At 66.8% G+C, this 23,505-nt stretch carries 27 protein-coding genes; 4 read left to right on the forward strand and 23 right to left on the reverse strand.

Going from position 1 to position 23,505, the window contains the following annotated elements:
- Positions 1-35: 35 nt before the first annotated feature.
- The 6 genes from ACYVDN_RS05865 to ACYVDN_RS05890 form a co-directional block, all read right to left on the reverse strand.
- Positions 36-1,025, reverse strand: coding sequence for a phosphatidate cytidylyltransferase (locus tag ACYVDN_RS05865; RefSeq protein ID WP_460569360.1), 990 nt, complete (start codon positions 1,023-1,025; stop codon positions 36-38).
- A gap of 7 nt (positions 1,026-1,032) precedes the next feature.
- Positions 1,033-1,587 carry a ribosome-recycling factor gene (gene frr, locus ACYVDN_RS05870; RefSeq protein WP_460569362.1) on the reverse strand — a complete coding sequence of 185 codons (555 nt, stop codon included), beginning with the start codon at positions 1,585-1,587 and terminating at the stop codon, positions 1,033-1,035.
- 91 nt (positions 1,588-1,678) lie between these two features.
- Entirely contained in the window at positions 1,679-2,389 is a 711-nt protein-coding gene (gene pyrH, locus ACYVDN_RS05875; RefSeq protein WP_460569364.1) for a uridine monophosphate kinase, read from the reverse strand.
- Positions 2,390-2,502: 113 nt separating this feature from the next.
- Positions 2,503-3,330, reverse strand: coding sequence for a translation elongation factor Ts (gene tsf, locus ACYVDN_RS05880; RefSeq protein WP_460569366.1), 828 nt, complete (start codon positions 3,328-3,330; stop codon positions 2,503-2,505).
- Positions 3,331-3,375: 45 nt separating this feature from the next.
- The gene (gene rpsB / locus ACYVDN_RS05885; RefSeq protein ID WP_460569368.1) at positions 3,376-4,347 is read right to left on the reverse strand and encodes a small ribosomal subunit protein uS2; all 972 of its coding nucleotides are present in this window, start codon (positions 4,345-4,347) and stop codon (positions 3,376-3,378) included.
- A gap of 244 nt (positions 4,348-4,591) precedes the next feature.
- Positions 4,592-6,061, reverse strand: a complete 1,470-nt coding sequence (locus tag ACYVDN_RS05890; protein ID WP_460569370.1) for a sugar porter family MFS transporter — start codon at positions 6,059-6,061, stop codon at positions 4,592-4,594.
- Between the two features lie 225 nt (positions 6,062-6,286).
- On the opposite strand from ACYVDN_RS05890, the gene ACYVDN_RS05895 reads away from it, so the two are divergent.
- A complete protein-coding gene (locus tag ACYVDN_RS05895; RefSeq protein ID WP_460569372.1) occupies positions 6,287-6,880 on the forward strand; it encodes a peptidoglycan DD-metalloendopeptidase family protein in 594 nt (197 codons plus the stop codon).
- A gap of 95 nt (positions 6,881-6,975) precedes the next feature.
- Here the strand turns inward: ACYVDN_RS05895 and ACYVDN_RS05900 are convergent, their stop codons facing one another.
- The 14 genes from ACYVDN_RS05900 to rpsP all read right to left on the reverse strand — a co-directional run bounded on the left by ACYVDN_RS05900 (position 6,976) and on the right by rpsP (position 18,169).
- On the reverse strand, positions 6,976-7,902 hold the full coding sequence (locus ACYVDN_RS05900; protein WP_460569374.1) for a tyrosine recombinase XerC: 927 nt from the start codon (positions 7,900-7,902) through the stop codon (positions 6,976-6,978).
- Between the two features lie 98 nt (positions 7,903-8,000).
- Positions 8,001-9,212: a DNA-processing protein DprA gene (gene dprA, locus ACYVDN_RS05905; protein WP_460569376.1), complete on the reverse strand. Its 1,212-nt coding sequence runs from the start codon at positions 9,210-9,212 to the stop codon at positions 8,001-8,003.
- The gene (locus tag ACYVDN_RS05910) at positions 9,209-10,732 is read right to left on the reverse strand and encodes a YifB family Mg chelatase-like AAA ATPase (RefSeq protein ID WP_460569378.1); all 1,524 of its coding nucleotides are present in this window, start codon (positions 10,730-10,732) and stop codon (positions 9,209-9,211) included. The genes dprA and ACYVDN_RS05910 overlap by 4 nt, the downstream gene beginning before the upstream one ends.
- Positions 10,732-11,097: a YraN family protein gene (locus ACYVDN_RS05915; RefSeq protein ID WP_460569380.1), complete on the reverse strand. Its 366-nt coding sequence runs from the start codon at positions 11,095-11,097 to the stop codon at positions 10,732-10,734. The genes ACYVDN_RS05910 and ACYVDN_RS05915 overlap by 1 nt, the downstream gene beginning before the upstream one ends.
- Positions 11,098-11,239: 142 nt before the next feature.
- A complete protein-coding gene (locus ACYVDN_RS05920) occupies positions 11,240-11,563 on the reverse strand; it encodes a DUF2469 domain-containing protein (protein ID WP_460569382.1) in 324 nt (107 codons plus the stop codon).
- Between the two features lie 11 nt (positions 11,564-11,574).
- The gene (locus ACYVDN_RS05925) at positions 11,575-12,402 is read right to left on the reverse strand and encodes a ribonuclease HII (protein ID WP_460569384.1); all 828 of its coding nucleotides are present in this window, start codon (positions 12,400-12,402) and stop codon (positions 11,575-11,577) included.
- 10 nt (positions 12,403-12,412) lie between these two features.
- Complete coding sequence (gene lepB / locus ACYVDN_RS05930) at positions 12,413-13,159, reverse strand: S26 family signal peptidase (RefSeq protein ID WP_460569386.1); 747 nt, start codon at positions 13,157-13,159, stop codon at positions 12,413-12,415.
- A gap of 173 nt (positions 13,160-13,332) precedes the next feature.
- Entirely contained in the window at positions 13,333-13,680 is a 348-nt protein-coding gene (rplS, locus tag ACYVDN_RS05935; RefSeq protein ID WP_460569388.1) for a 50S ribosomal protein L19, read from the reverse strand.
- A 233-nt stretch (positions 13,681-13,913) separates the two neighbouring features.
- The gene (locus ACYVDN_RS05940) at positions 13,914-14,381 is read right to left on the reverse strand and encodes a hypothetical protein (protein ID WP_460569390.1); all 468 of its coding nucleotides are present in this window, start codon (positions 14,379-14,381) and stop codon (positions 13,914-13,916) included.
- A 74-nt stretch (positions 14,382-14,455) separates the two neighbouring features.
- A complete protein-coding gene (gene trmD, locus ACYVDN_RS05945) occupies positions 14,456-15,175 on the reverse strand; it encodes a tRNA (guanosine(37)-N1)-methyltransferase TrmD (protein ID WP_460569392.1) in 720 nt (239 codons plus the stop codon).
- Between the two features lie 28 nt (positions 15,176-15,203).
- On the reverse strand, positions 15,204-16,838 hold the full coding sequence (locus ACYVDN_RS05950; protein WP_460569394.1) for an acyl-CoA dehydrogenase family protein: 1,635 nt from the start codon (positions 16,836-16,838) through the stop codon (positions 15,204-15,206).
- Positions 16,839-16,909: 71 nt separating this feature from the next.
- Positions 16,910-17,512 (reverse strand): ribosome maturation factor RimM, encoded by a 603-nt coding sequence (rimM, locus tag ACYVDN_RS05955; RefSeq protein ID WP_460569396.1) that lies wholly within the window; start codon positions 17,510-17,512, stop codon positions 16,910-16,912.
- Between the two features lie 5 nt (positions 17,513-17,517).
- Positions 17,518-17,745, reverse strand: a complete 228-nt coding sequence (locus ACYVDN_RS05960) for an RNA-binding protein (RefSeq protein ID WP_460569398.1) — start codon at positions 17,743-17,745, stop codon at positions 17,518-17,520.
- Between the two features lie 4 nt (positions 17,746-17,749).
- Positions 17,750-18,169, reverse strand: a complete 420-nt coding sequence (gene rpsP, locus ACYVDN_RS05965) for a 30S ribosomal protein S16 (protein WP_460569400.1) — start codon at positions 18,167-18,169, stop codon at positions 17,750-17,752.
- Positions 18,170-18,428: 259 nt separating this feature from the next.
- Here rpsP and ACYVDN_RS05970 point away from each other — a divergent pair, with 259 nt between their 5' ends.
- The gene (locus ACYVDN_RS05970) at positions 18,429-19,562 is read left to right on the forward strand and encodes a glutamate--cysteine ligase 2 (protein ID WP_460569402.1); all 1,134 of its coding nucleotides are present in this window, start codon (positions 18,429-18,431) and stop codon (positions 19,560-19,562) included.
- 30 nt (positions 19,563-19,592) lie between these two features.
- Here ACYVDN_RS05970 and ffh read toward each other — a convergent pair whose 3' ends face one another.
- The 3 genes from ffh to ftsY are packed head-to-tail and all read right to left on the reverse strand — an operon-like array spanning position 19,593 to position 22,595.
- Positions 19,593-21,164 (reverse strand): signal recognition particle protein, encoded by a 1,572-nt coding sequence (gene ffh / locus ACYVDN_RS05975; RefSeq protein WP_460569404.1) that lies wholly within the window; start codon positions 21,162-21,164, stop codon positions 19,593-19,595.
- 54 nt (positions 21,165-21,218) lie between these two features.
- Positions 21,219-21,719 (reverse strand): DUF2004 domain-containing protein, encoded by a 501-nt coding sequence (locus tag ACYVDN_RS05980; protein WP_460569406.1) that lies wholly within the window; start codon positions 21,717-21,719, stop codon positions 21,219-21,221.
- A 3-nt stretch (positions 21,720-21,722) separates the two neighbouring features.
- Positions 21,723-22,595, reverse strand: a complete 873-nt coding sequence (ftsY, locus tag ACYVDN_RS05985; protein ID WP_460569408.1) for a signal recognition particle-docking protein FtsY — start codon at positions 22,593-22,595, stop codon at positions 21,723-21,725.
- A gap of 51 nt (positions 22,596-22,646) precedes the next feature.
- Between ftsY and ACYVDN_RS05990 the strand changes: the two genes are divergently transcribed.
- Entirely contained in the window at positions 22,647-22,973 is a 327-nt protein-coding gene (locus ACYVDN_RS05990; RefSeq protein WP_460569410.1) for a helix-turn-helix transcriptional regulator, read from the forward strand.
- Positions 22,960-23,466 (forward strand): hypothetical protein, encoded by a 507-nt coding sequence (locus ACYVDN_RS05995; protein ID WP_460569412.1) that lies wholly within the window; start codon positions 22,960-22,962, stop codon positions 23,464-23,466. Before ACYVDN_RS05990 ends, ACYVDN_RS05995 begins: the two co-directional genes overlap by 14 nt.
- Positions 23,467-23,505: the final 39 nt, after the last annotated feature.

Below are 23,505 nucleotides of genomic sequence, written 5' to 3' on the forward strand. Positions count from 1 at the left end.
TCTGCCAAACGAGTCGGTGAAGACGCCGCAGGCGGCTAGTGGAAGAGCGGTTCGAAGATCACGTAGAGCACGTATGCGAGCGCGACCGACGGCAGGATCGAGTCGAGCCGGTCGAGGAATCCACCGTGTCCGGGAAGCCACGAGCTCATGTCCTTGATGCCGATGTCGCGCTTGATGAGCGACTCGGTGAGGTCGCCGAGGGTTGCCGTGATCAGCAGCAGAGCGCCGAAGATCAGGCCGAACCACCAGGCCGCGTGGAGCATGAAGACCGCGAGCAGAACGCCGGCGATGAGTGCGACGGCGGCTGCGCCCGCGAAGCCCTCCCAGGTCTTCTTGGGGCTGATCGTTGGCGCCATCGGATGCTTGCCGAACGACAGTCCGGCGGCGTACGCGCCGGTGTCGACGGCTACGACGAGGATGAGGGTCGCAAGAGTCCACCATTGGCCATCCGGCTGTGCGACCAGGAGCACGGCGAAACACGCGAGGAACGGCACGTAGAGGATCGCCAACGCGGAGGCGACGAGGTCTCGCACGAGCGCGGGACCGGCGATGCGTTTCGACCTCGGGATGGCCTCCACGAGACGCCATACCCAGAGGAAGAGGATGCCAGCGATCGCGACCAGCCACTCCCCCGATGCGTGCAGGTAATACGCGGTAGGCACCAGCACGACCGCGACGACGGTCAGTGCGACCCTGGGAACGCGCAACCCGGCGATGCGCAGCGCAGTCGCGAACTCGAAGCCGGTGAACCCGGCCAGGGCGGCCGCGAACACCATGAAGAGCTCTTTGATGAAGATCAGGCTCACCAGGAACAGCCCGCCGAGAACCAGGCCGATGAGCACAGCGAAGATAAGGTTGCGCCCTGTGCGCTGTTGGATGCGCTCACTCGTGGCATCCAGTTGCGCCTTCGTCGCCTGCACCTGGCGTTCGAGGTCGGCGCGCCGATCGCGCATGCGTCGCTTGAAGAGCGAGCGGTGCGCGTCATCGCCCGGCGAGCCGGGGTTGGCGTCGGGCGGCGTCGTCATCGTCTGATCAGACCTCGAGGAGTTCCGCTTCCTTGCGGGTGAGGGCTTCGTCGACCTGATCGATGTGCTTCTTCGTGATGGTCTCGAGCTCCTTCTCCGCGCGGGAGACCTCGTCGTCGCCGACCTCGGACTTCAGCGCGTCGAGCTCATCCTTCGACTTGCGCCGGATGTTCCTGATCGACACGCGAGCGTCCTCTGCCTTTCCGCGGACGAGCTTGACGTACTCCTTGCGGCGCTCCTCGTTCAGCTCGGGCATGGTCACGCGGATGATCTGGCCGTCGTTGTTCGGAGTGGCGCCGAGATTCGGGGCGGCCACGATGGCCTTCTCGATCTCCTTCAGGGCCGACTTGTCGTAGGGCGTGATGACGAGGGTGCGCGCCTCGGGGTTCTGCAGCGAGGCGAGCTGAGCGAGGGGCGTGGGCGTGCCGTAGTAGTCGACCAGAATGCGCTGGAAGAGCTGAGGGTTCGCGCGGCCGGTGCGCACCATGGAGAAGTCGTCCTTGGCCACCTCGACGGCCTTCGTCATGCGCTCCGTCGCTGCAGCCAATGAGTCCGCGATCACGTGTCGCTCCTTCGTTCGTTGAATCAGAGTCAAGCTTAGGGCTGACGTGCCCTCAGTTCGCGTCGTGCAACGACGCACCGCGTCGCCATCGTCAGTCGACGATCGTGCCTATCTCGCGGCCGAGGATGGCGTCGGTGACGCTGCCCTCCGGCTCGATGCCGAAGATCTGCATGCGCATCCCGTTGTCGCGGCAGAGGCTGAGGGCGGTCGCGTCGATCGCCTTGAGATTGCGCACTAGGGCATCCTGGTACGAGATGTGCTCGAGCTTGACGGCGTCGGGGTTCTTGCGGGGGTCGTCGCTGTAGAGACCGTCGACGCCGTTCTTCGCCATGAGCACGGTGTGGGCGCCGATCTCGAGCGCACGCTGCACGGCGACCGTGTCGGTGGAGAAGTACGGCAGGCCGGCGCCAGCGCCGAAGATGACGACGCGACCCTTCTCGAGGTGCCGTTCTGCCCGACGAGGGATGTACGGCTCGGCGACCTGCGTCATGCTGATCGCCGACTGCACGCGCGTTTCCGCCCCGGCCTGCTCAAGGAAGTCCTGAAGCGCGAGCGCATTCATGACGGTTCCGAGCATGCCCATGTAGTCGGCGCGGCCACGGTCCATGCCGCGCTGGCTGAGCTCGGCCCCGCGGAAGAAGTTGCCTCCCCCGACCACGATCGCGACCTCGACGTCTTCTGCGGCCTTGGCGATCTCCCTCGCCAGCGACCCGACGACGTCGGGATTCACGCCGAGCGATCCGCCTCCGAACGCCTCTCCGGACAGTTTGAGAAGGACCCTCCGTCTCGTGGCAGCTGGCATGTGGCGAGTCCCTTCTGACGTGTACGGAATCTAACGTAATGGTGGCCGGCTTCGGAGCACACAGAAAAGGAGCCCGGATCGCGTGTCACGATCCGGACTCCTTCTCTTTCTGCTTAAGCGCCGACCTTGAACCGGGCGAAACCGGTGATGGTGATACCGGCATCCTGGGCGACCCTGGCGACGGTCAGCTTGTTGTCCTTGGCGTAGTCCTGGTCGAGCAGGGCGACCTGCTTGAAGTAGGCGCCGAGGCGACCCTCGATGATCTTGGGCAGCGCCGCCTCCGGCTTGCCCTCGTTGCGCGAGATCTCCTCGACGATGCGGCGCTCGTTCTCGACCGACTCGGCCGGAACGTCGTCGCGCGTGAGGTACTCGGGGTTGGCGAACGAGATGTGCTGCGCGATGCTGCGAGCGGTCTCGGCGTCGTCGCCCGAGTAGGCGAGCACAACGCCGACCTGCGGGGGCAGGTCCTTCGACGTGCGGTGCAGGTACACGGAGAACTTCTCGCCCGGCAGGCTGACGAAGCGGCGCAGCTCGACCTTCTCGCCAAGAATCGCCGCCTCGTCGTTGATGACCTCGGCAACGGTCTTGGTGGCGGCGGGAGCCGCGAGCGCCTCCTCGAGGGTCGTCGCGGCCGCGTCGATCACGGCCTCCTCGACGCCACCGGCCAGCGCGATGAACTTGTCGTTCTTCGCCACGAAGTCGGTCTCGCAGTTCAGCTCGAGCATGTAGGCACGACCGCCGTGCTCGCGAGCGGTCACGAGGCCCTCGCTGGTGGAGCGGTCGGCGCGCTTGGCGTTGCCCTTGGCACCCTTCAGGCGCAGGATCTCGGTGGCCTTCTCGATGTCGCCATCGGCCTCCTCGAGCGCCTTCTTGGTGTCGACCATTCCGGTGCCGAGCTGCTCGCGCAGCGCCTTGATGTCGGCAATGCTGACGTTTGCCATGTGGTGTGACTCCTCGGTTCGAAAGTGCGGTTGCTTGGAGTGCGGCTACTTGGCCTCTGCGGCGTCGCCCTCGGCGATCGCATCTGCCGCGACGACCTCTGCGGCCTCGCTGGATGCTCCCTCGGCGTCGGCCTCGGACTCGGTGGCCTCGATCTGCTCGGCCTCTTCGTCGACGATGGCGGCAGCCTCTGCCTTGCCCTCTGCGAGGTCGGCGTCGGCGACCTTGGCGGTCTCGGCGCTGGACTGCACGGAACCGTCACCGGTCTCGAGAAGGTCGCGCTCCCACTCGGCGAGCGGCTCGGCGCCCTCTTCGCCCTCTTCGGGCTTCTGGTGGCGCTGGATGAGGCCCTCGGCCGCGGCGTCGGCGACGATGCGGGTGAGCAGGCCGACCGAGCGGATCGCGTCGTCGTTACCCGGGATCGGGTACTGCACCTCGTCGGGGTCGCAGTTGGTGTCGAGGATGGCGATCACCGGGATGCCGAGCTTCTTCGCCTCGTCGATGGCGAGGTGCTCCTTCTTGGTGTCGACCACCCAGAGTGCGCTCGGAGTCTTGCTCAGGTTGCGGATGCCGCCTAGCGACTTGTGGAGCTTGTCGAGCTCGCGCTTCTTGATCAGCAGCTCCTTCTTGGTGAAGCCGCTTGTGGTGCCCTCGAAGTCGAGCTCCTCGAGCTCCTTCATGCGGGCGAGACGCTTGGAGACCGTCTGGAAGTTGGTGAGCAGACCGCCCAGCCAGCGCTGGTTCACGTAGGGCTGGCCGACACGCTGCGCCTGCTCGGCGATGGCGTTCTGGGCCTGCTTCTTCGTGCCGACGAAGAGGATGGTGCCACCGTGGGCGACCGTCTCCTTGACGAAGTCGTACGTCTTGTCGATGTACGCGAGCGACTGCTGAAGGTCGATGATGTAGCTGCCGGAGCGCTCCGTCAGAATGAAGCGCTTCATCTTCGGGTTCCAGCGACGGGTCTGGTGTCCGAAGTGCACGCCGCTGTCGAGCAGCTGGCGCATGGTGACGACGGCCATGGCCGTTCTCCTTTTCTCGACATTCGAGCGCAGGCGCGCGGAATGTCATGTCGGTTGTCTCGCGAGAAACCGGATGGTCCTCGCGCCTGGCGCCCGGCAGGCATCCGCTTCGACCGAAGTCGAAGACCGTTGGATGCTTGCGCCTGATGTTCGAGGCGAACGGGCGCGCGTAGTCACCCCGACGGGCGGGGTGCCCGACAATCATAGCATCGGGATCGCGGCAGCTTCGGCCGCGCTGAGCGGCTTACGCGGTGGCCGCGCGGTCCCTGTGCACCTGCGTCTTGGTCTTGTCCTCGAGCTCCAGCCCCGTGACCTCCGGCAGGGCCGAGAACACGAACCAGAACGAGAGGGCTGCGAACAGTGCGAAGCCTGCGTACACCCATCCGAGGCCGACGGCCTGGCTGAGGATCGGGAACAGCAGGGTGACCAAGAAGTTGAAGACCCAGTTGCAGGCGGCAGCGATGCCGAGACCGATGCCGCGGATCTTGTTGGGGAACACCTCGCCGAGCACGACCCACATCACGGGTCCCCAGGTCGCCGCGAAGAAGATGACGAACAGGTTCGCTCCGACCAGAGCGATGACGCCCCACGGCTCCGGCAGCGTCACGTTCGATCCTGAGACATGGGCCTGCGAGAACGAGATCGCCGCAAGCACGAGGCCGACGAACATTCCGGCAGAGCCCCAGAGCAACAGCGGCTTCCTGCCGACCCTGTCGACGAAGAGGATCGCCACGAACGTGAGCACCACGTTGATGACCGACGTGATGACCGAGGTGATGAACGAGTCGCTCGCGCTGAAGCCCACCGACTTCCACAGCGTCGTGGAGTAGTAGAAGATCGCGTTGATGCCGACCAACTGCTGGAAGGCGGCCATGCCGAGACCGACCCAGAGGATGGGTTGGAGTCCCCATGCCTTTCCACGAAGGTCGCGGTATCGGGCGCGACGCTGGCTCTCGAGGCTGTCTTCGATCTCGCCGATGCGCTGGTCGATGTCGATGGCGCCCGTCACGTCGCGCACGACGGCCTTGGCCTCGTCGCGTCGGCCCTTGCGCACCAGATACTGGGGCGACTCCGGAATGGAGAGCGAGAGGATGCCGTAGACGACAGCCGGGATGACGCCGACGAGGAGCATCCAGCGCCATGCCGGCAGCCCGAACCACAGTTCCCGGAGGGCGTCGCCCTCAGAGCCCGCAAGCGCCGCATCCGAGAGCAGGGCGAGGAAGATTCCGAGGGTGATCGCGAGCTGCTGAAGTGAGCTCAGCCCGCCGCGGAGCTTCGCCGGGGCAATCTCGCCGATATACGCGGGAGCGATCACGGATGCCGCACCGATCGCCAGCCCGCCGATGAGTCGCCACACCATCAGGTCCCAGTCGGCGAAGGCGAGACCGGATCCGAGCGAGCTCACGACGAACAGGATCGCGGCGATCACCATGACAGCCTTGCGGCCCCATGCATCGGCGAGCTGGCCGGCGAACCATGCTCCGATCGCGCACCCGATGAGCGTGATCGCCACGGTGAACCCGACCAAGGCCGAGTCGAGATGGAAGGTGCTCTGAATCGAGTCGACCGCTCCGTTGATCACGGAGGTATCGAATCCGAAGAGCAAGCCGCCCAGCGCGGCCGCGATCGTGATTCCTAGGACTTTGCCCCTGTGCGCCGTTCCGGTCGTGGATTCGGCGTCGGTGTCCTGCGCATGCGAATGCTCGTCAGACATGTCGGATTCCCCCCTCTGTCCTGTCTGCACGCTAGCACCGCAGAGGGCTCAGGAGCCCTGCCACCTCGTGTCGTGTCGGACCCCTTGCGCGATCGCCGTCCTCGTGCACTCGGCATCCCGCGCGATTCGACACACTCTGCGTCCACAGCCGGCGACCGGCATGGTTGTCCACAGAAGCCACTCCCCTACGACTCTCCGCGTGCGTCGCGGCGCAGTCTGGATGCCATGCCGTCGCCGCACCGTCACTCCGTAACCCGAGCGGGGTTGGCCGTGTCGGCGGCGGCACTCGCGCTCGTGCTCGTCGGAACCCCCGATCCGGCGAGCGCGGGCGCGAGCTCTAGCGGGAGCGACGGGGTCGTTTTCCGTTCGATCGGTCGGTCGGCAGCCTTCGATGTGGGACCGCAGGCAGCGGACAAGTGGACGTGGCCACTGCTGGGCGCTCGTCGGGTGCTTCGAGGCTTCGAGGCCCCCGCGTCGCGGTACTCGGCCGGCCACCGCGGCATCGACATCGCAGCCGGCGAAGGCGCTGTCGTCGTCTCGCCGACCGCGGGAGCGGTGCACTTCGCCGGCGTCGTGGTGGATCGACCGACGATCACCATCGAGACGCGGGATGGTCTCCTCATCAGCATGGAACCGGTGAGGAGCGATTTCAAGACGGGCGATTCCATTGCCGAGGGCTCAGCAATCGGTGTCGTATCGACCGGCGGACACTGCTCGAGCGGATGCCTGCACCTCGGCGTTCGCATCGACGGGCAGTACGTCTCACCCATGCTGTACTTCGGCGGGGTGCCGCGCGCAGTGTTGCTCCCGATGCGCTGAGCCATCGCCTGAACCGCTGCACTTCGCGATGTGTCGTGCGCGTCGCGCTGAGCCAAGCGCAACGCCCCGCAGTACCCGCGCTTGATGGTGGTCCTTCAGGCCCTCGGATGCGCCCTCTGGTAGCTCTCCTTCAGCCGCTCCGTCGACACGTGCGTGTAGATCTGGGTGGTGCCGAGGCTGGCATGGCCGAGCAGCTCCTGCACGGCACGCAGATCTGCGCCCCCGTCGAGCAAGTGGGTGGCCGCGGTGTGCCGGAGCGCGTGCGGTCCGGATGGCCCTGTGCCCGGCAGGTCGGCGAGCAGGGACGAGACGATGCGATACACCGTTCGGGTGTCGAGACGCGCGCCTCGGGCGCCGAGGAACAGCGCGTGCGCATCGCCTGGTCGCGCCTCGCCGGTGCGTCTGGCCGACAGGGCAGGACGCGCCGCGCGCAGGTATCGGTCCATTGCGTGTTCCGCCGGCACACCGAACGGCACCACGCGCTCCTTCGATCCCTTGCCGACCACTCGCACGGTCAGACGCTCGTGGTCGAGGTCGTCGAGATCGATGCCTGTCAGCTCGGAGACTCGCAACCCTGAGGCATAGAGCAGCTCCACGACCGCGAGGTCGCGCACCGCAACGGGATCGCCCGACTCGGCGTCGTGGGCAAGGCTTTCCAGCAGTGCGGATGCCTGGTCCTTGCCGACCACTCGCGGCAGCCTGCGATCAGCCTTCGGTGCGCGCAGTCTGCGCCCGGCGTCGACAGATGCGCAGCCGGTGCGCTCCAGCCACGCGGTGAGTCCCTTCGCTGCAGCGGCGCGGCGGGCGATGGAGGCCTTGGCCAGCCCGCTCTGCTGCGACCTCCACAACCAGTCCCTCAGCACGGCGAGCCCTACGGCGGAGGGATCGTCCGCACCCTCGTGCTCGGCGAAGTCGGCGAGCGCCCTGAGATCGCCGATGTACGCGCGCACCGTGTTCGCCGAGTACCCGCGCTCAGCACTCAGGTATCGCTCGAACCCCGAGATGGCGTCGTCCCATCGCACGTCTTCAGCTTGGCTGCGGTTTCCTTCGTCGCACACTCGACACCCTGGGGTCGGGCGTTTCAACCTCGTCGGAACCAGCGGCGTCATGACCGGAGTCGTCAGGTCCGACGCGATACCGCCACCCAGCCATCCGGCACCTCGCGCACCCTCTCGGACACCGCGAGGGTCCCCAGCACCGCGAGCACCGTCGCGATCGCGAGTCCGGACTGTGCCGCGATCTCAGGAGGGGTACGCCCCGATCGGGTCGTCATAGCGTCGAGTACGCGGATCGTGTCGGGGTCGTCGCGCGGTCGGTTCGGCCCAGACGACGTGTCTGATCCGTCGACCAACTCGGCGACCTCGGCCGCGTCGGTGACGCAGACGGCGTCGTACTCGCGGAGGAGGCGGTGGCAGCCGGCAGATGTCGGCGACGTCACCGGTCCTGGTACGGCGCCGAGCGGGCGCCCGAGAGTCGCAGCGTGTCCCGCCGTGTTCAGCGACCCGGATCGTGCTCCCGCCTCGACCACGACCGTCGCGGCGGAGGCGGCAGCGATGAGCCGGTTCCGCTCCAAGAAACGCCACTTCGTGGGAGCCGCCCCACAGGGCAGTTCGGAGACAACGACGCCGCGACCGACGATGCGGTGCAGCAACTCGTCGTGGCCGGCCGGGTAGAACCTGTCGACCCCGCCGGCGAGGAACGCGACGGTGGGACCGCCCGCGGCCAGGGCTGCCCGGTGGGCCATGCCGTCGATGCCGTAGGCGGCGCCCGACACGATCGCGTGGTCTCGCTCTGCGAGCCCTGCGGCGATCTCCCCAGCCACGTGCTCGCCATAGCCCGTCGCGGCCCGCGCTCCGACGAGCGCGATCCCCGGGAGCCGGCTGCTCAGCCTGGCGGGATCGCCGCGAGCCCACAAAGCGACGGGTGCATGTACGCCGAGGTCGTCGACGCCGTGCGGCCACGCGCTCGCATCCCCTCCCGTCTCCGCCGGCACAAGAAGCCTCGCGCCCACGCGTGCGGCGAGTTGGAGCGCTCGTTCCACGTCGAGCGACCGCAGCCGTGGCTTCCATCGATCCAGCCCGGAGGCGAGGGCCGAGCTCGTCGACGTCGCTGAGGCGTGCTCGTTATCGAGCACGAGCGACAAGGCAGCGGACGGACCGACCTCGGCGATCAGAGCGCCGGCGGCTCCATCGCCAGGCTCCGCGATGACGGTCCAGGTGGCGCGTGCGAACCGTTCAGCGACCGCTGCCTCCTCCAGCACGACATCGCCGCTCACGGATTGCACGAGGTCGCGCAGTCGCGGCTCGGGTAGTCCGAAGATGCTCACCCTCATGCTCCCTTCCGCAGGTACAGCGCGACGCCGATGTGCTCGGCCGTCGGCCGATCGGCTCCTGCCACGTCGGCGAGCGACCACGCCAGTCGAAGCGAACGGTCGTAGCCGCGCATGGTGATCGCTCCCCGCTCGAGCGCCCTGTCGAGGACGGCGGTGGCACCCGCCGGCAGCCGCGCGCCCTCGCGGAGCCACGAACCGGGAACCTGAGCGTTGGTGCGCCACGGTGTTCGTGCCAGACGAGCCGCGGCCGCCTCGCGGGCGGCGATCACGCGAGCCCTGGCATCCGCTGTCGTGATGCGCGGGGTCTCGGCACCGAGCCTCAGCTGGGTGGCGGTCACCCGCCGAACGGTCAGCCGAACGTCGACCCGATCCAGCAGAGGCCCCGAGATCTTGCCGAGATAGCGGCGACGCACCGACGGGGCGCAGGTGCACTCGCCGTCCGGTGCTCCGTATTGGCCGCACGGACACGGGTTGGCTGCCATGACGAGCTGGAAGCGACCGGGGAACGTCGCAACCGCGTTGGCACGGTGGATGCGGATCTCACCCGATTCCAGCGGCTGACGCAGCACGTCGAGCACGCTCGCCGGAAACTCGGGCGCCTCGTCGAGGAAGAGCACGCCGTGACAGGCCCTCACGGCGGCTCCTGGAGTGATGCGACCGCTGCCGCCTCCGACGATCGCGGCCGCTGAAGCCGTGTGGTGCGGCGCCTCGAACGGTGGTCGGGTGACGAGCCGTGAGGCTGCCGCGCCGGTGAGTGAGCGGATCGACGTCGCCTCCAGCGACGCATCGGAATCCAGGTCGGGCAGGAGCCCGGGAAGCCGCTCAGCGAGCATGGTCTTGCCAGCGCCCGGCGGCCCGAGCAGGAACATGTGGTGCCCACCGGCAGCCGCGACGGTCAGCGCTTCGATGGCGTCGTCGTTGCCCACGATGTCACTCAGTTCAGGCGTGTGAGGTTCGTCCCCGGAAGCACCGGCGGACGGCCACGGCTTGACAGGCACGGGCTCGAGTTCGGCGCCATGTCTGATGGCGGCCTCCCTGAGGGACGGAACGGCGATCACCTCGACGTTGGGAACCAGTCGCGCTTCTTCGGCGTTCGCCGACGGCACCATCACCCTGTTCAGTCCCGCGCTCGCGGCTCCGATGACAGCGGGAAGCACGCCGGGCGTCGGCCTGAGCCGCCCGTCGAGACCGAGCTCGCCGATGTGCACGGTCGAGGCGACCGACTCGGCGGACACGTCTCCCGCAGCGGCCAGTGCAGAGAGGGCGATCGCGAGATCGAACCCTCCTCCGTGCTTGGGCAGCGCCGCCGGCGACAGATTGATCGTGAGTTTGCGTGAGGTGATCGGAAGCCCCGCGTTGAGGGCCGCGGCACGCACGCGGCCTCGGGATTCGCCGAGTGCGGCATCCGGAAGCCCGATCACAGCAAAACCGGGTAGCCCCGGAGAGATGTCCGCTTCGACATCCACGATGCTGGGCCTGAGACCGACGAGAGCGACGGCGCTGGTGCGCGCGATGGCCATCAGCAGATCCCCACGAGGTGCTCGATCTCCACGTCGCTGTCGCGGGCGCCATCGGGAGCGATCACAGCAACGGCGTCGACCCGCACCTCACGATGGGGCACGCTGCTCTGCTCACACCATTGCGCGGTCAGTCGTCGCAGCCTTGCAGCCTTCGCCGGTGTGATCGCCTCGAACGGATGCCCGAAAGCGACGGACGAACGCGTCTTCACCTCGACGATCGCCACCTCGCCTCCGCGCTCGACGATCAGATCGATCTCACCGAGTGCGCATCGCCAATTCCGGGCGACAACACGGTAGCCGCGTCTTGCCAGATACCGTGCGGCCAGGTCTTCGCCTCGCCTGCCCAGCTCGTCTTTTCTCGCCATCGAATGCCTCCCCTGCCAGCGTGGAGGGAAGCAGCCGCGCGTCGAGGCGGGCGAGCGTCACCATCGAATGACACCGGGAATACCGCGGTTGGGGACGCAGAGGCTTCCGCCCGCCGCCGGGATGGTTGAAAGGCGCGGCGGCCTACTCGTCGAGCGCGAGTTCCTTCGGGATCTCGAACTCCTTGCTGGAGAGCTCCTCGATGTTGACGTCCTTGAACGTCAACACGCGAACCGACTTCACGAAGCGGTCTGCGCGGTAGACATCCCAGACCCAGACGTCGTGCATGGTGATCTCGAAATAGAAGTCGTTCGCGGTGTCACGGCGTACGAATTCGACCTCGTTCGCCAAATAGAAGCGCCGCTCGGTCTCGATCACGTACTTGAACTGCGAGACGATGTCGCGGTATTCGCGATACAGCGCCAGCTCGACTTCGCGGTCGTAGTCGTCGAATTCGTCCTCGTCCATCGCCCGCAAGTCTACGCTGCAGGCTGCCGCCCTTCGACGGCATGGTCGAGCACGATCGGCGGGACCTCGCCGAGTTCGAGTCCGTCGATCTGAATGCTGTCGAGCTCCAGGCCGTCAAGCGCGAGTGGCTCGGTGCGCTCCGGCTTCAACCACGTGCGCCGATGAAGGGGGCTCGCGCCGAGCCGTCCGAGTGCGTCGAAATGCTCCTTCGACGAATAGCCCTTGTTGCTCGCCCACGAGTATCCGGGATGCACGGCATCCTGCTCGATCATGATCGCGTCGCGATGCACCTTGGCGATGACGGATGCCGCCGAGACGGACGCGCAGGACTGGTCGGCCTTGATGCGCGGCACGACGGGCACGCTGATCGGGAGCGCACGCGAGAGATAGTCGTAATTGCCGTCGAGCACGATGGTGCAGGCATCGAACGAGGCGCCGGCGGCCTGCAGCGTAGCAAAGGCGCGCGCGCCGGCGGTGCTGAGACAGGCCATGATGCCGAACTCATCGATCTCCGCGGCAGAGGCCATTCCGACGGCGTGATAGCGAACCCACGACATGCACAGGGGTGCGAGCTCTTCGCGCTTGGGCTCCGGCAGCATCTTCGAGTCGCGCAGGCCCTTCGGCCAGCGACCGACCTGGGCATCCACGACGACCATGCCGACGGCGACGGGACCCGCCAGCGCGCCCCTGCCGACCTCGTCGCACCCGATCACCGTCACGTTGCCGGCGGCGTGCAGTTCTTTCTCGAAGCGGTAGCTCGGGACCACGGGACGAGCGGGCTTCTTCGCCTTGGCGGTCGTGCGCCCCGACGCACCTTCGGTCTTCTTCGCGGTCACCACGTGGTCGAGGTTACTGCTTGTCGTCCTCGACGCCCCTGAAGACCTCTGGGTAGTTCGAAAGCCACGTCCAGTGGCTGATCGGCCAGCTGATCACGATGGCCCGGCCCACGACATCCTTGATCGGAACGAAGCCCTTACCCGGAAGGTTCTGGTTGCGTGACGAGTCCTGCGAGTTGTAGCGGTTGTCGCCCATCACCCAGAGGTCGCCCTTGGGCACCGTGACGTCGAAGTGCACGCTGGCGGCGTCGGTCTCGCCAGGTGGGATGACCGTGTAGGGCTCCGAGATCGGGGAGCCGTTGATGACCAGCTGCCCCAGCGCGTTGCAGCATGAGACGTGATCGCCGGGCAGCCCGATCACTCGCTTGACGAGGTGGTCGTCGCTGTCGGGAGCCGCAAGTCCGACTAGGGACAGCGCCCACTCGATGCCGGCGGCGACCGGGTTCTGGTTGCTCGGCGCGGCGGGCGGCAACCAACCGCCCGGATCAGTGAAGACCACGACATCGCCGCGCTTGATCGGCATCAGATTCGGCTCGAGTTCGTTCACGATGATCAGATCGTTGATCTGAAGCGTGTTCTCCATCGACCCAGACGGAATGTAGAACGACCTGACGACGAAAGTCTTGATCAGGAACGAGACCAGAATGGCGACCAGGAAAATGATCACCAGATCACGAAGGAACAGCTTCACGCCGCGCTGGCGTGATTTCTTCTCCGAAGCCACGCGATCCGATCGAGTGGGCAGAGTGTCGTCCGTCATTTAACCGCCTGAGCTCCCGAGCCAGTGTATCGGCGACTGAGGTTGGAGAAGCGCGAGTTGCCCCGCGCTTCCGAACCGATTGAGCCGCTGTGCGGCATAGCCACGATACGGGATCGGGAGCTCAGTATCGGCTGCGAACACGCAGTCCGATGTCGTGCTAAAGGTTGCGCGGACTACGCGTCGCGCTTTTCCTTGATCTTCGCCTTCTTGCCGCGCAGCTCGCGCAGGTAGTAGAGCTTGGCGCGACGAACGTCACCGCGGGTGACGAGCTCGATGTGGTCGATGACCGGCGAGTGCACGGGGAACGTGCGCTCGACACCGACCTGGAAGCTCACCTTGCGAACGGTAAACGTCTCGCGCACGCCTTCGCCCGAGCGCGAGATGACGACGCCCTGGAAGACCTGGATACGGGAGCGGTTTCCCTCGGTGATGTTGACGTGCACCTTGACGGTGTCGCCGGGGCGGAACTCCGGAATGTCCGAACGCAGCGAAGCGGCGTCGACGACGTCGAGGATGTGCATGATGAATTCGCTCTCTGTGCCCGCAACCGGTCGAGCACGGATCAAATGATGACGTGAGGATGATCGAGTGCCGTTCGCGCCCGGTGTCGTGGTGACCCGGTGTGCAGTGCGTGTCTCCCCGGAGGCAGAGACCGTGCCGCGGCACAGTCTTCCATTCTGCCATGAAGCGAGGAGCCGTCCAAACCGGCGTAGTCGGGGCGGCTTCTGTCAGCCGCCTCACCGGTCGGCTGGGCTCAGCGACCGGTCTCGTGCACGATGATGACGTCTCCGTCGTCGCCGGGGCGTCTGGTGGGAGGCGGCGGGGTGGATGTCTGTGCCGCGACCCCTCCGACCCGATCACGCCACTCGCGAGCCATCTCCCAGACCGTGAGCCAGAAGACCCCGAGGCCGAGCACGACGCTCGCCACACCGAACGCGATGCCCGTCGCTCCGAAGAACCCAAGACCGATCAACGCGAGGTGCCAGGCGACGAGCAGCACCATGTCCCATCCGCCGAGCGCGCGGCGCTCGCGCACCGCGGGACGGAGGCGCGTCATCCCGGCGATGACCGCGAGGAACACGAACAGGAGGCCGCTGCCGAGGAACAGCAGGAAGAAGCCGGCAGGGCCTGCGCCGAAGATGCCGTAGCCGACGAGCAGCCACAACGGCAGAACGGGGATGGCGACCAACTGCCATCTCAGAAGCGCCCTGCCCAGCCACATGCCCACAGACTACGCGCGGCGACAGGGACGGCGGCTGGGAGTCGACCGCTGTTCGCCGCGGGCTGACGGGCGATTCAGTCTGGACCGATCAGATCCGGCCGAACGCGCCTCGTGCGCTCCAGTTGCTGCTCACGCCGCCACGTCGCGATGGCGCCGTGGTTGCCGCTGAGCAGGATGGGCGGGACCTCGCGCCCTCGCCACACCGGCGGCTTGGTGTACGACGGGTACTCGAGCAGGCCGTCCTCGTGCGACTCCTCGACGAGACTCTGGGGATTGCCGACCACGCCGGGAATGAGGCGCACGATCGCCTCGATCATCGCCATGACGGCGACCTCGCCCCCGTTGAGCACATAGTCGCCCAGGCTCACCAGATGCACGCGGGCTCGGCTCGCGGCCTCATCGAAGACGCGCTGATCGATGCCCTCGTATCGCCCGCATCCGAAGACCAGGTGCGACTCCTCGGAGAGCTCACGGGCCATCCGCTGAGTGAAGACCTCGCCGGCGGGAGACGGGAAGATCACCACGGGATCGTCGCGCCCGTCGAGCGCTGCACTGTGCTCATCTCCGACGTCGAGAACGGCGTCCAAGGCCTCGCCCCACGGCTCGGGCTTCATCACCATGCCCGCTCCGCCGCCGTACGGCGTGTCATCCACGGTGCGGTGCCTGTCGTGCGTGTGATCGCGCAGGTCGGTCACCCGCAGATCCACGATGCCGTTCTGCCTCGCCTTGCCGAGCAGGGAGATGTCGAGGGCATCGAAGATCGCGGGGAAGATCGTTACGATGTCGATGCGCACACCGTGAAGTCTAGGGTCGCGATCGGCCTCAGGCGCGGGAGAGGATGCCCGCCACGTCGACACCCGAGGGCAGCGTTCCGTACAGGGAGCCGCGCTCGACGCCGAGCCTCGAGGCGCAGAACGCATCGGAGACGGCATCCGGCGCCCCGGTCAGCAGCACCGCCGCCTGGAGAGCGACGGCCAGGTCTTCGGCGAGCCGGCGGGCGTCGAATGCGACGTCGTCCGCATCCCGACCCGATGCCTGCGTCAAGCGCGCGTCGATCGAGCGCAGCGTCTCGGCCAGCCTGCGGTCGGCAGGTGCCGCCGACGCGAGCTCGTCCCGCACAGCAGCGACGGAGTCCGGCTCCCTCGACAGCACTCTGAGGATGTCGAGAGCGATCACGTTCCCGGAACCTTCCCACACCGCCATCACCGGCTGCTCGCGGTATCGGCGGGCGAGCGGATAGTCCTCGGTGTAGCCGTTGCCACCGAGGCACTCGAGAGCTTCGTACGCGTGGCCTGGTCCGCGTTTGCACACGTAGTACTTCTCGACGGCCGTTGCCAGGCGACGGAACGCCACGTCGGAGTCGGAAGCGTCGACGTCATGCGCTCTGGCAAGGCGGAGCGCGACGGCGGTCGCCGCCTCGGACTCGAGGGCGAGATCGGCGACCACATTGCGCATCAGCGGCTGGTCGATCAAAGTGCGGCCGAACGCCGCCCTGTTGCGTATGTGCCACGCCGCCTCCGCGACGCTCTGCCGCATGCCGGCCGCCGATCCGAGCACGCAGTCGAGGCGGGTCCTCGCCACCATCTCGATGATGGTGCGCACCCCACGACCCGGCTCCCCCACCGCGAAGCCGACGGTCCCGTCGAACTCCACTTCGCTCGAGGCGTTCGACCGGTTGCCGAGCTTGTCCTTCAGCCGCTGGATGCGGAACACGTTGCGGGTGCCGTCGTCGAGCACGCGCGGCACGAGGAAGCAGCCGAGGCCGTCATCCGTCTGAGCGAGCACGAGGAAGGCGTCGCTCATCGGGGCGGAGCAGAACCACTTGTGCCCGGTGATGAGCCAGCCGTCGCCGTCGCGCACCGCGACGGTCGTGTTCGCTCGTACGTCGCTGCCGCCCTGCTTCTCGGTCATCGCCATGCCGAACAGCGCGCTCTGCTTGCCGGCGTAGAGCCGGGGATCGTAGGAGCGGCTCAGGATGCGAGGCATCCATCGCTCAGCGAGCTCGGGCTGCTGTCGCAAGGCAGGCACGACTGCGTGGGTCATCGACACCGGGCAGGCGTGGCCCGGCTCGACCTGTGCGAACAGCATGAAGGTCGCGGCGCGCGCGACGTTCGCGCCAGGACGCGGATCGGCCCAGGCGGCCGTGTGCGCGCCATGTGCGACGGACGCGGAGATGACGCGGTGATACGCGTCGTCGTAGTCGACCTCGTCGACGCGATTCCCGTGCCGGTCGAAGGCGCGAAGGACCGGCTCCCGACGCTCGGCGAGCTGGGCTGAGCGCTGGAAATCCGCACCCCCGACGAGATCGCCGACCTGGGTCAGTTCGGCGATCGCCCAGGCGGCGTCGAACCTGGCTACGCCTTCGACGAGCGCCGCGTGGGTCGTGAACTCGTTCACGTCGACGCGATCCGGCGCCTGGTTGGCCACCGTGTGGGTCGTATGGGGTGCCGGTCTCATCGTCGAGCGCCGTCCTTTCGCCGCCGCGTCAGCCAGACTCGTCTGAGTCGAGCGTCGGCCGCACCTCGAGGCTAGTCGGCGGACGACTCCGCGGACTCTGTGTCCGCTGCGTCCGGCTCCTCAGGGGCCTCTTCATCGTCGGGAGCCTCTTCGAAAAGCCCGATCGGCGGAGTCACCGTGACCGTTCCGGCCTGGATGTCGACCTCGGGCACGATGGCCGAGACGAACGGCACCAGAACCTCACCGTCGCGTGTCTTGACCGCGAGCAGGTCTTGCGCCGGCAGGTGGTCGACACGAGCCACGGTACCGACCTCGGTACCATCGCGGAGCACGGAGAGCCCTACGAGCTGGTGGTCGTACCAGGCATCCTCTTCGACACTGTCATCCTGGTCGACCCACAGGATCGCCTTGATCAGCGACTCGGCCTCCGTGCGGTCGCCGACACCCTTGAAGAAGCCGACGGGATGCCCGTTGTACCAGCGCAGCTCGGAGAGCGTGAGGGTCTTGCCGTGCCACTTCGACCCGGAAGGCACCTGCAGTGAGAACTCGGCACCGGGCACGAAGCGACGCTCCGGGTCGTCGGTGAAGAGCTCGAGTTTGATGGCCCCCTTGAGACCGTGGGCCTTGGTCAGACGTCCGACGCGAAGCTGCGCCTTCGGTTGCTTCCCGCTCACCTTGATCAGTCGAGAAGATCGACGCGAACGCGACGGCCGTCGGCCAGCGCGCTGACGACGGTGCGGAGCGCCTTCGCGGTGCGGCCCGAACGGCCGATCACCCGGCCGAGGTCCTCGGGGTTCACACGAACCTCGAGGACCTCGCCGCGCGGAGATTCCTTCGCGACGACGTGCACATCGCCGGGGTGATCGACGATGCCTTCGACCAGGTGCTGCAGAGCAGGAGCGAGCAAGGTATTACGCCTCGGTCGTCTCGTCGGCGGACTCGGATGCCTCAGCCTCGGGCTCGGCCTTCGGCGCCGGCTTCTCGGTCTTCGGCTTGAGCACCGGCTTCTTCTTCTCGTCGGCGACGAACGCGACCTTGGCCTCGGCCGTCTTGACCGTGCTCTTGGCGTCCTTGTCGCCCTTGAACTTGCCCCAGTCGCCCGTGAGCTTCAGGATGGCGGCGACCTGCTCGGTCGGCTGCGCACCGACGGAGAGCCAGTACTGGGCACGCTCGGAGTCGACCTCGATGAACGAGGGCTCCTCGGTGGGGTGGTACTTGCCGATCTCTTCGATCACTCGACCATCGCGCTTGGTGCGCGAGTCGGCGACGACGATGCGGTAGTAGGGGGCACGGATCTTTCCGAGCCGCTTGAGGCGGATCTTGACAGCCACAATTCTCCAGAGGTTTGACGTGTTTCGCGCGAACTGTCTGCCGAGGGCGTGGGGCACACGCGGCAGGAGGTCTGATGGAGAGTTCTTCTACGGTCTGATAGAGGGTCGTCCCGTATGAACTCGACTGACCATTCTTGCAGATTCGCGGCTCGAAGGATAATCCGAAAGCCGTTCCGGGGTGTTCCTTGACGAAGGCACGCTCTGAGGCACCCTCATGGTTCATGATGATGCAAGGAGACACGCTCGGTGAGGGGGCCGGATGCGCATCGATTTCTCATCGTCGGAGCGATCGACCGTCGGCATCGAGTGGGAGGTCGCCCTCGTCGACCGCGACACCGGTGACCTGGTGCAGATCGCCGACGAGGTGCTGAAGTCGGTCGGGCCCGGCGACGGCGCCGAGCATCCGCAGATCACGCACGAGTTGCTGCTGAACACCATCGAGCTGATCAGCAGCGTGCATCGCACCGTTCCCGATGCGGTCGCAGAACTCGGCACGCTGATCGACCACGTTCGAAAGACCACCGACCCGCTCGGCGTCGAGTTGATGTGCGCAGGCACCCACCCGTTCGCCCAATGGTTCGACCAGCGCACCACGCCGAGCGAACGGTACGACCACTTACTGGAGCGCACCCAATGGTGGGGCCGTCAGATGCTGATCTGGGGTGTGCACGTGCACGTCGGGGTCGAGCGCCGCGACAAGGTGCTGCCGATCGTGAATGGTCTGCTCACCTACTATCCCCACTTGCAGGCTCTCAGCGCTTCGAGCCCGTTCTGGGGCGGAGTGGCGACCGGGTACGCGTCGAACCGTGCCCTGATGTTCCAGCAGCTGCCGACGGCAGGGCTGCCGTGGCAGCTCGAACGCTGGCAGGACTACGAGGCGTATGTCGCCGACCTGATCGCCACGCAGGTGATCAGGGACTACAGCGAAGTGCGGTGGGACATCCGGCCGTCGCCTCGTTGGGGCACGGTGGAGATGCGGGCGTGCGACGGTGTGTCGAGTGCGACCGAGCTCGGGGCGCTGGCTGCGGTCATCCACTGTCTCGTCGAGCGCATGTCCGACCAACTCGACCTCGGAGAGCAACCGCTCGCTCTGCAGCCGTGGTTCGTGCGCGAGAACAAGTGGCGGGCGGCGAGGTACGGCATCGACGCCGACATCATCCTCGACCCGGGAGGCGCGCAGGGACGTGTCGTCGACGGCATCCGGATGCTCGTCGAGGAGCTCGCACCCATCGCCGAGCGCCTCGGGTGCGAACGCGAGCTGAGGGATGTCGAGCTGATCCTCGCGAAGGGCGTCAGCTATCAGCGGCAGCTGGCGGTCGCCGAGGCCAACGGCGGCAGCCTGCCTGCCGTGGTCTCTTCGTTGACTCGTGAGCTGCGAAACGGTCTCGACTGAGCGGTCGGCTCGGTCGACTGAGCTGTGTTCTCAGCCGCGGCCGAACAGCTTCTGCACCGCCGCGAGCTCTTCGCCGGTCGGTGTCTGCTGGCCGCCCGACTTCTGGCCGCCGAGGCCGAAGCCCGAACCGCCGGATGACGATCCTGCCGGCTTCGCACCGGAGGCGATGGCGGCGTTCTCTGCCGCTCGCTTCGCCGGGTTGCCTGAGCGCGAGCCCTTCTTCTTCTGCTGCTGCTTGCGCGCCCCGCTGTACCCGGCTCCAGGGATCGGGCCCATGCCCGGCACGTTCGGCACTCCGCCCTTCGCAACGGTCTTCATCATCTTGGAGGCCTGGTCGAAGCGCTGCACCAGCTGGTTGACGTCCGTGACGGTCATCCCCGAGCCCTTCGCGATGCGCAGGCGACGCGATCCGTTGAGGAGCTTCGGGTTGTGCCGCTCGCCCGGTGTCATCGACTGGATGATCGCCTCGGTGCGCACGATCTCCTTCTCGTCGAACTGGTCGAGCTGCTGACGCATCTGACCCGCGCCGGGAAGCATGCCGATCATCTTCTTGATCGAACCCATGTTGCGCAGCTGCTGCATCTGCTTCAGGAAATCGTCGAGCGTGAAGCTGTCGGTCGCGAACTTCTCAGCGACCTTGCGCGCCTCTTCCTCGTCGAAGGCCTGCTGCGCCTGCTCGATGAGAGTGAGCACGTCACCGAGGTCGAGGATGCGGCTCGCCATGCGATCGGGGTAGAACGGCTCGAAGTCGTCGAGTCCTTCACCCGTCGACGCGAACATGATCGGGCGGCCCGTGACCGAGGCGATCGAGAGGGCCGCACCGCCTCGCGCGTCGCCGTCGAGCTTGGTGAGCACGACACCGGTGAAGTCGACGCCCTCCTGGAACGCCTTCGCGGTGTTCACCGCGTCTTGACCGATCATCGCGTCGATGACGAAGAGCACTTCGTCGGGCTGCGTGGCCTTGCGGATGTCGGCGGCCTGCTTCATCAGCTCGGCGTCGATGCCCAATCGGCCGGCGGTGTCGATCACGACCACGTCGTACTGCTGGCGCTCGGCCTGCTTGACGGCGTCCTTCGCCACACGCACGGGGTCGCCGACACCGTTCCCGGGTTCGGGCGCGAACACCGGAACACCGGCCTGCTCCCCCACCACCTGAAGCTGGGTGACGGCGTTCGGACGCTGAAGGTCCGCCGCCACGAGCATCGGGGTGTGGCCGTCCTTCTTGAGCCACTTGGCCAGCTTGCCAGCGAGCGTGGTCTTACCGGCACCCTGAAGCCCCGCGAGCATGATCACGGTCGGCGGGTTCTTCGCGAACTCGAGGCGACGCTGCTCGCCGCCGAGGATCGCGACGAGCTCCTCGTTGACGATCTGGACGACCTGCTGCGCGGGGTTCAGCGCTTGGTTGACCTCGTCGCTGAGGGCGCGCTCGCGCACGGTGGCGGTGAACTGCTTGACGACGTCGAGCGAGACGTCGGCGTCGAGCAGCGCGCGACGAATCTCCCGCACGGTGCCGTCGACATCCGACGCCGACAGTTTGCCCTTTGTGCGGAGGTTCTTGAAGGTCTCTGTGAGCCGGTCGGAGAGAGTGCCGAAGGTAGCCATGGTGGGGTCAATCGTACTGGAGCGTGCTGGATGCCTGCCGCAGTCAGACGGCCGCTATTCGCCGTCGTCGACGGAGACCACGTCGCCGCGGTCGTCGAAGCTGACCTGAAGCACGGCATCCGTCTCGTCGGGGTCGATCGAGTACGTGAAGACGGCGAACGCCTCGTCGTCCTCGGTGTGGTCGGGCCGCAGCGAAACGCGCATCAGCTGCAGCGACCGCAGAACATCCATGGCGATGTCGCCGGAGTTGTGCACGAGCAGATCGAGCAGCGACTCCCCCATGTCGTCGACCTGTTGGTCGACGTACTGCGTTGTCACCGATCCGCGCTGGCTCAGCTCGGCGACGAGTGCGTCGCGAGCCCGAGCGTCGAGGCCTTCGAGCGCGTTGATGACGGCGGCGGCGGCATCCAGTCCCGTCTCAGAGACGTCGGCCGCGTCCGCTGCAGTGAGGTCGACCTCCACGGCCTGCTCCGCGACCTCGATCGTCTCCGACCAGTACAGCCCGCCCGTCGAGTCCTCCTCGACGACTCCGAAGTAGTCGTGCTCGATCGCCATGGCTCAGCCCACCAGTTGCTGCGCGAAGACGTGAGGAGTGAAACCGGTGAGATCGCCGATGCCCTCTCCCTGGCCGATCAGTTTGATCGGAAGCCCGGTGCGCTCTTGGACGGAGAGCACGAAGCCGCCCTTGGCCGAGCCGTCGAGCTTGGTCAGCACGAGCCCTGTCACGCCGGCGTGCTCGATGAATGCCTGCGCCTGCGCGAGACCGTTCTGCCCGGTCGTCGCGTCGAGCACGAGGAGCACCTCCGCGATCGGCGCCTGCTTCTCCACGACCCGCTTGATCTTGGACAGCTCGTCCATCAGGCCGCCTTTGGTGTGCAGCCGGCCTGCCGTGTCGATGATGACTATCTCGGTTCCCGTGTTCTTGGCGAACTCCACGGTCTGGAACGCGACGGATGCCGGATCCTGTCGTTCCTGCTGAGGCCGCACGATCTGCGCACCTGCCCGCTGCGCCCAGGTCGCGAGCTGCTCGACAGCGGCGGCACGGAAGGTGTCAGCAGCGCCGACCACCACCGAGCGGTCGTAACCACGAAGGAATCGTGCGAACTTGCCGATCGTCGTGGTCTTGCCGACCCCGTTCACGCCGACGACCAGCACGACGGCGGGGCGGTCCGTGAGGTGCAAGGTCGGGTCGAACTTGGCGAGACGCTCCTCGATGGTCTCGCGGAGCATCCGCTGGAAATCCTTGAGGTCGGTGGTCGCGTAGCGATCCACCTTCTGGTGCATCTCGTCGACGAGGGCCTCGGTGACGTCTGGCCCGAAGTCGGCGGTGATGAGCGCCGTCTCGAGGTCATCCCACGTGGTCTCGTCGATCGTGGGTTTGACGAACATGCCGCGGAGCGCGCCCGCGAGCGACCAGGAGCGTTCTGCCATGAGTCAAGAATAGAGGCGTTGAGCATATAGCAGATGCGCTATCATGGGCCCATGAAGGGCATGGGGAACGACCTGATCCGTGAGGCCCGCAAGCGACGCGGCCTCACCCAGGCGCAGCTGGCTGAGCTGGCGGGCACGACGCAGTCCGCGATCGCTCGACTCGAAGCCGCCAAGACGGCGCCGAGCTTCGACGACGTCATCCGATACCTGCGGCTGATGGATCTCGATCTGGACTTCATGCTGGTCGAACGCGACGACTCGGACTGGTTGCTCGCGGCTCCACTGATCGATGTGACGCCGGACGAGCTCCTCGAACGGCACGAAAAGATCGCCGCTGGGTTCCGCGAGTTGCGGAGGGCCGCCGATGCCGCAGCATGAGCAGGACTCGCCGGAGATCTTGAAAGTGCTGGGCGAGCACGATGTTCACTTCGTGCTCATCGGAGGCCTCGCCGCGATTCTGCAGGGCTCTCCTTTTCCGACCGAGGACGTCGACATCACCCCACAACGCACCACGGAGAACCTCGGCCGCCTCTCGAGCGCACTCAGAGACCTGGACGCGCGCGTCTACACCCAGTCAGAGCCCGACGGTCTGCCGTTTGCCCGTGACGCCGCCTCGCTCGGCGCGGCATCCGTGTGGAATCTTGCGACCAGACTTGGCCGGCTCGACATCTCGTTCGCGCCGAACGGTACAGAGGGTTTTCCCGATCTCGACGAGGGAGCCCTGACGATCGCTATCCGCGGGATCGACACCCGTGTCGCCTCGCTCGCCGACATCATCCGCTCCAAGCAGGCGGCGAACCGGCCGAAGGACCAGCGTGTGCTGCCCACGCTGCGCGAGATCCTCGCCTCTCGCCACGAGAAGAATCACTGAGCGATCCGCGGATGTCGGTGGCCACGGCTACGGTCTCGC

The organism is Humibacter soli (assembly GCF_054779035.1).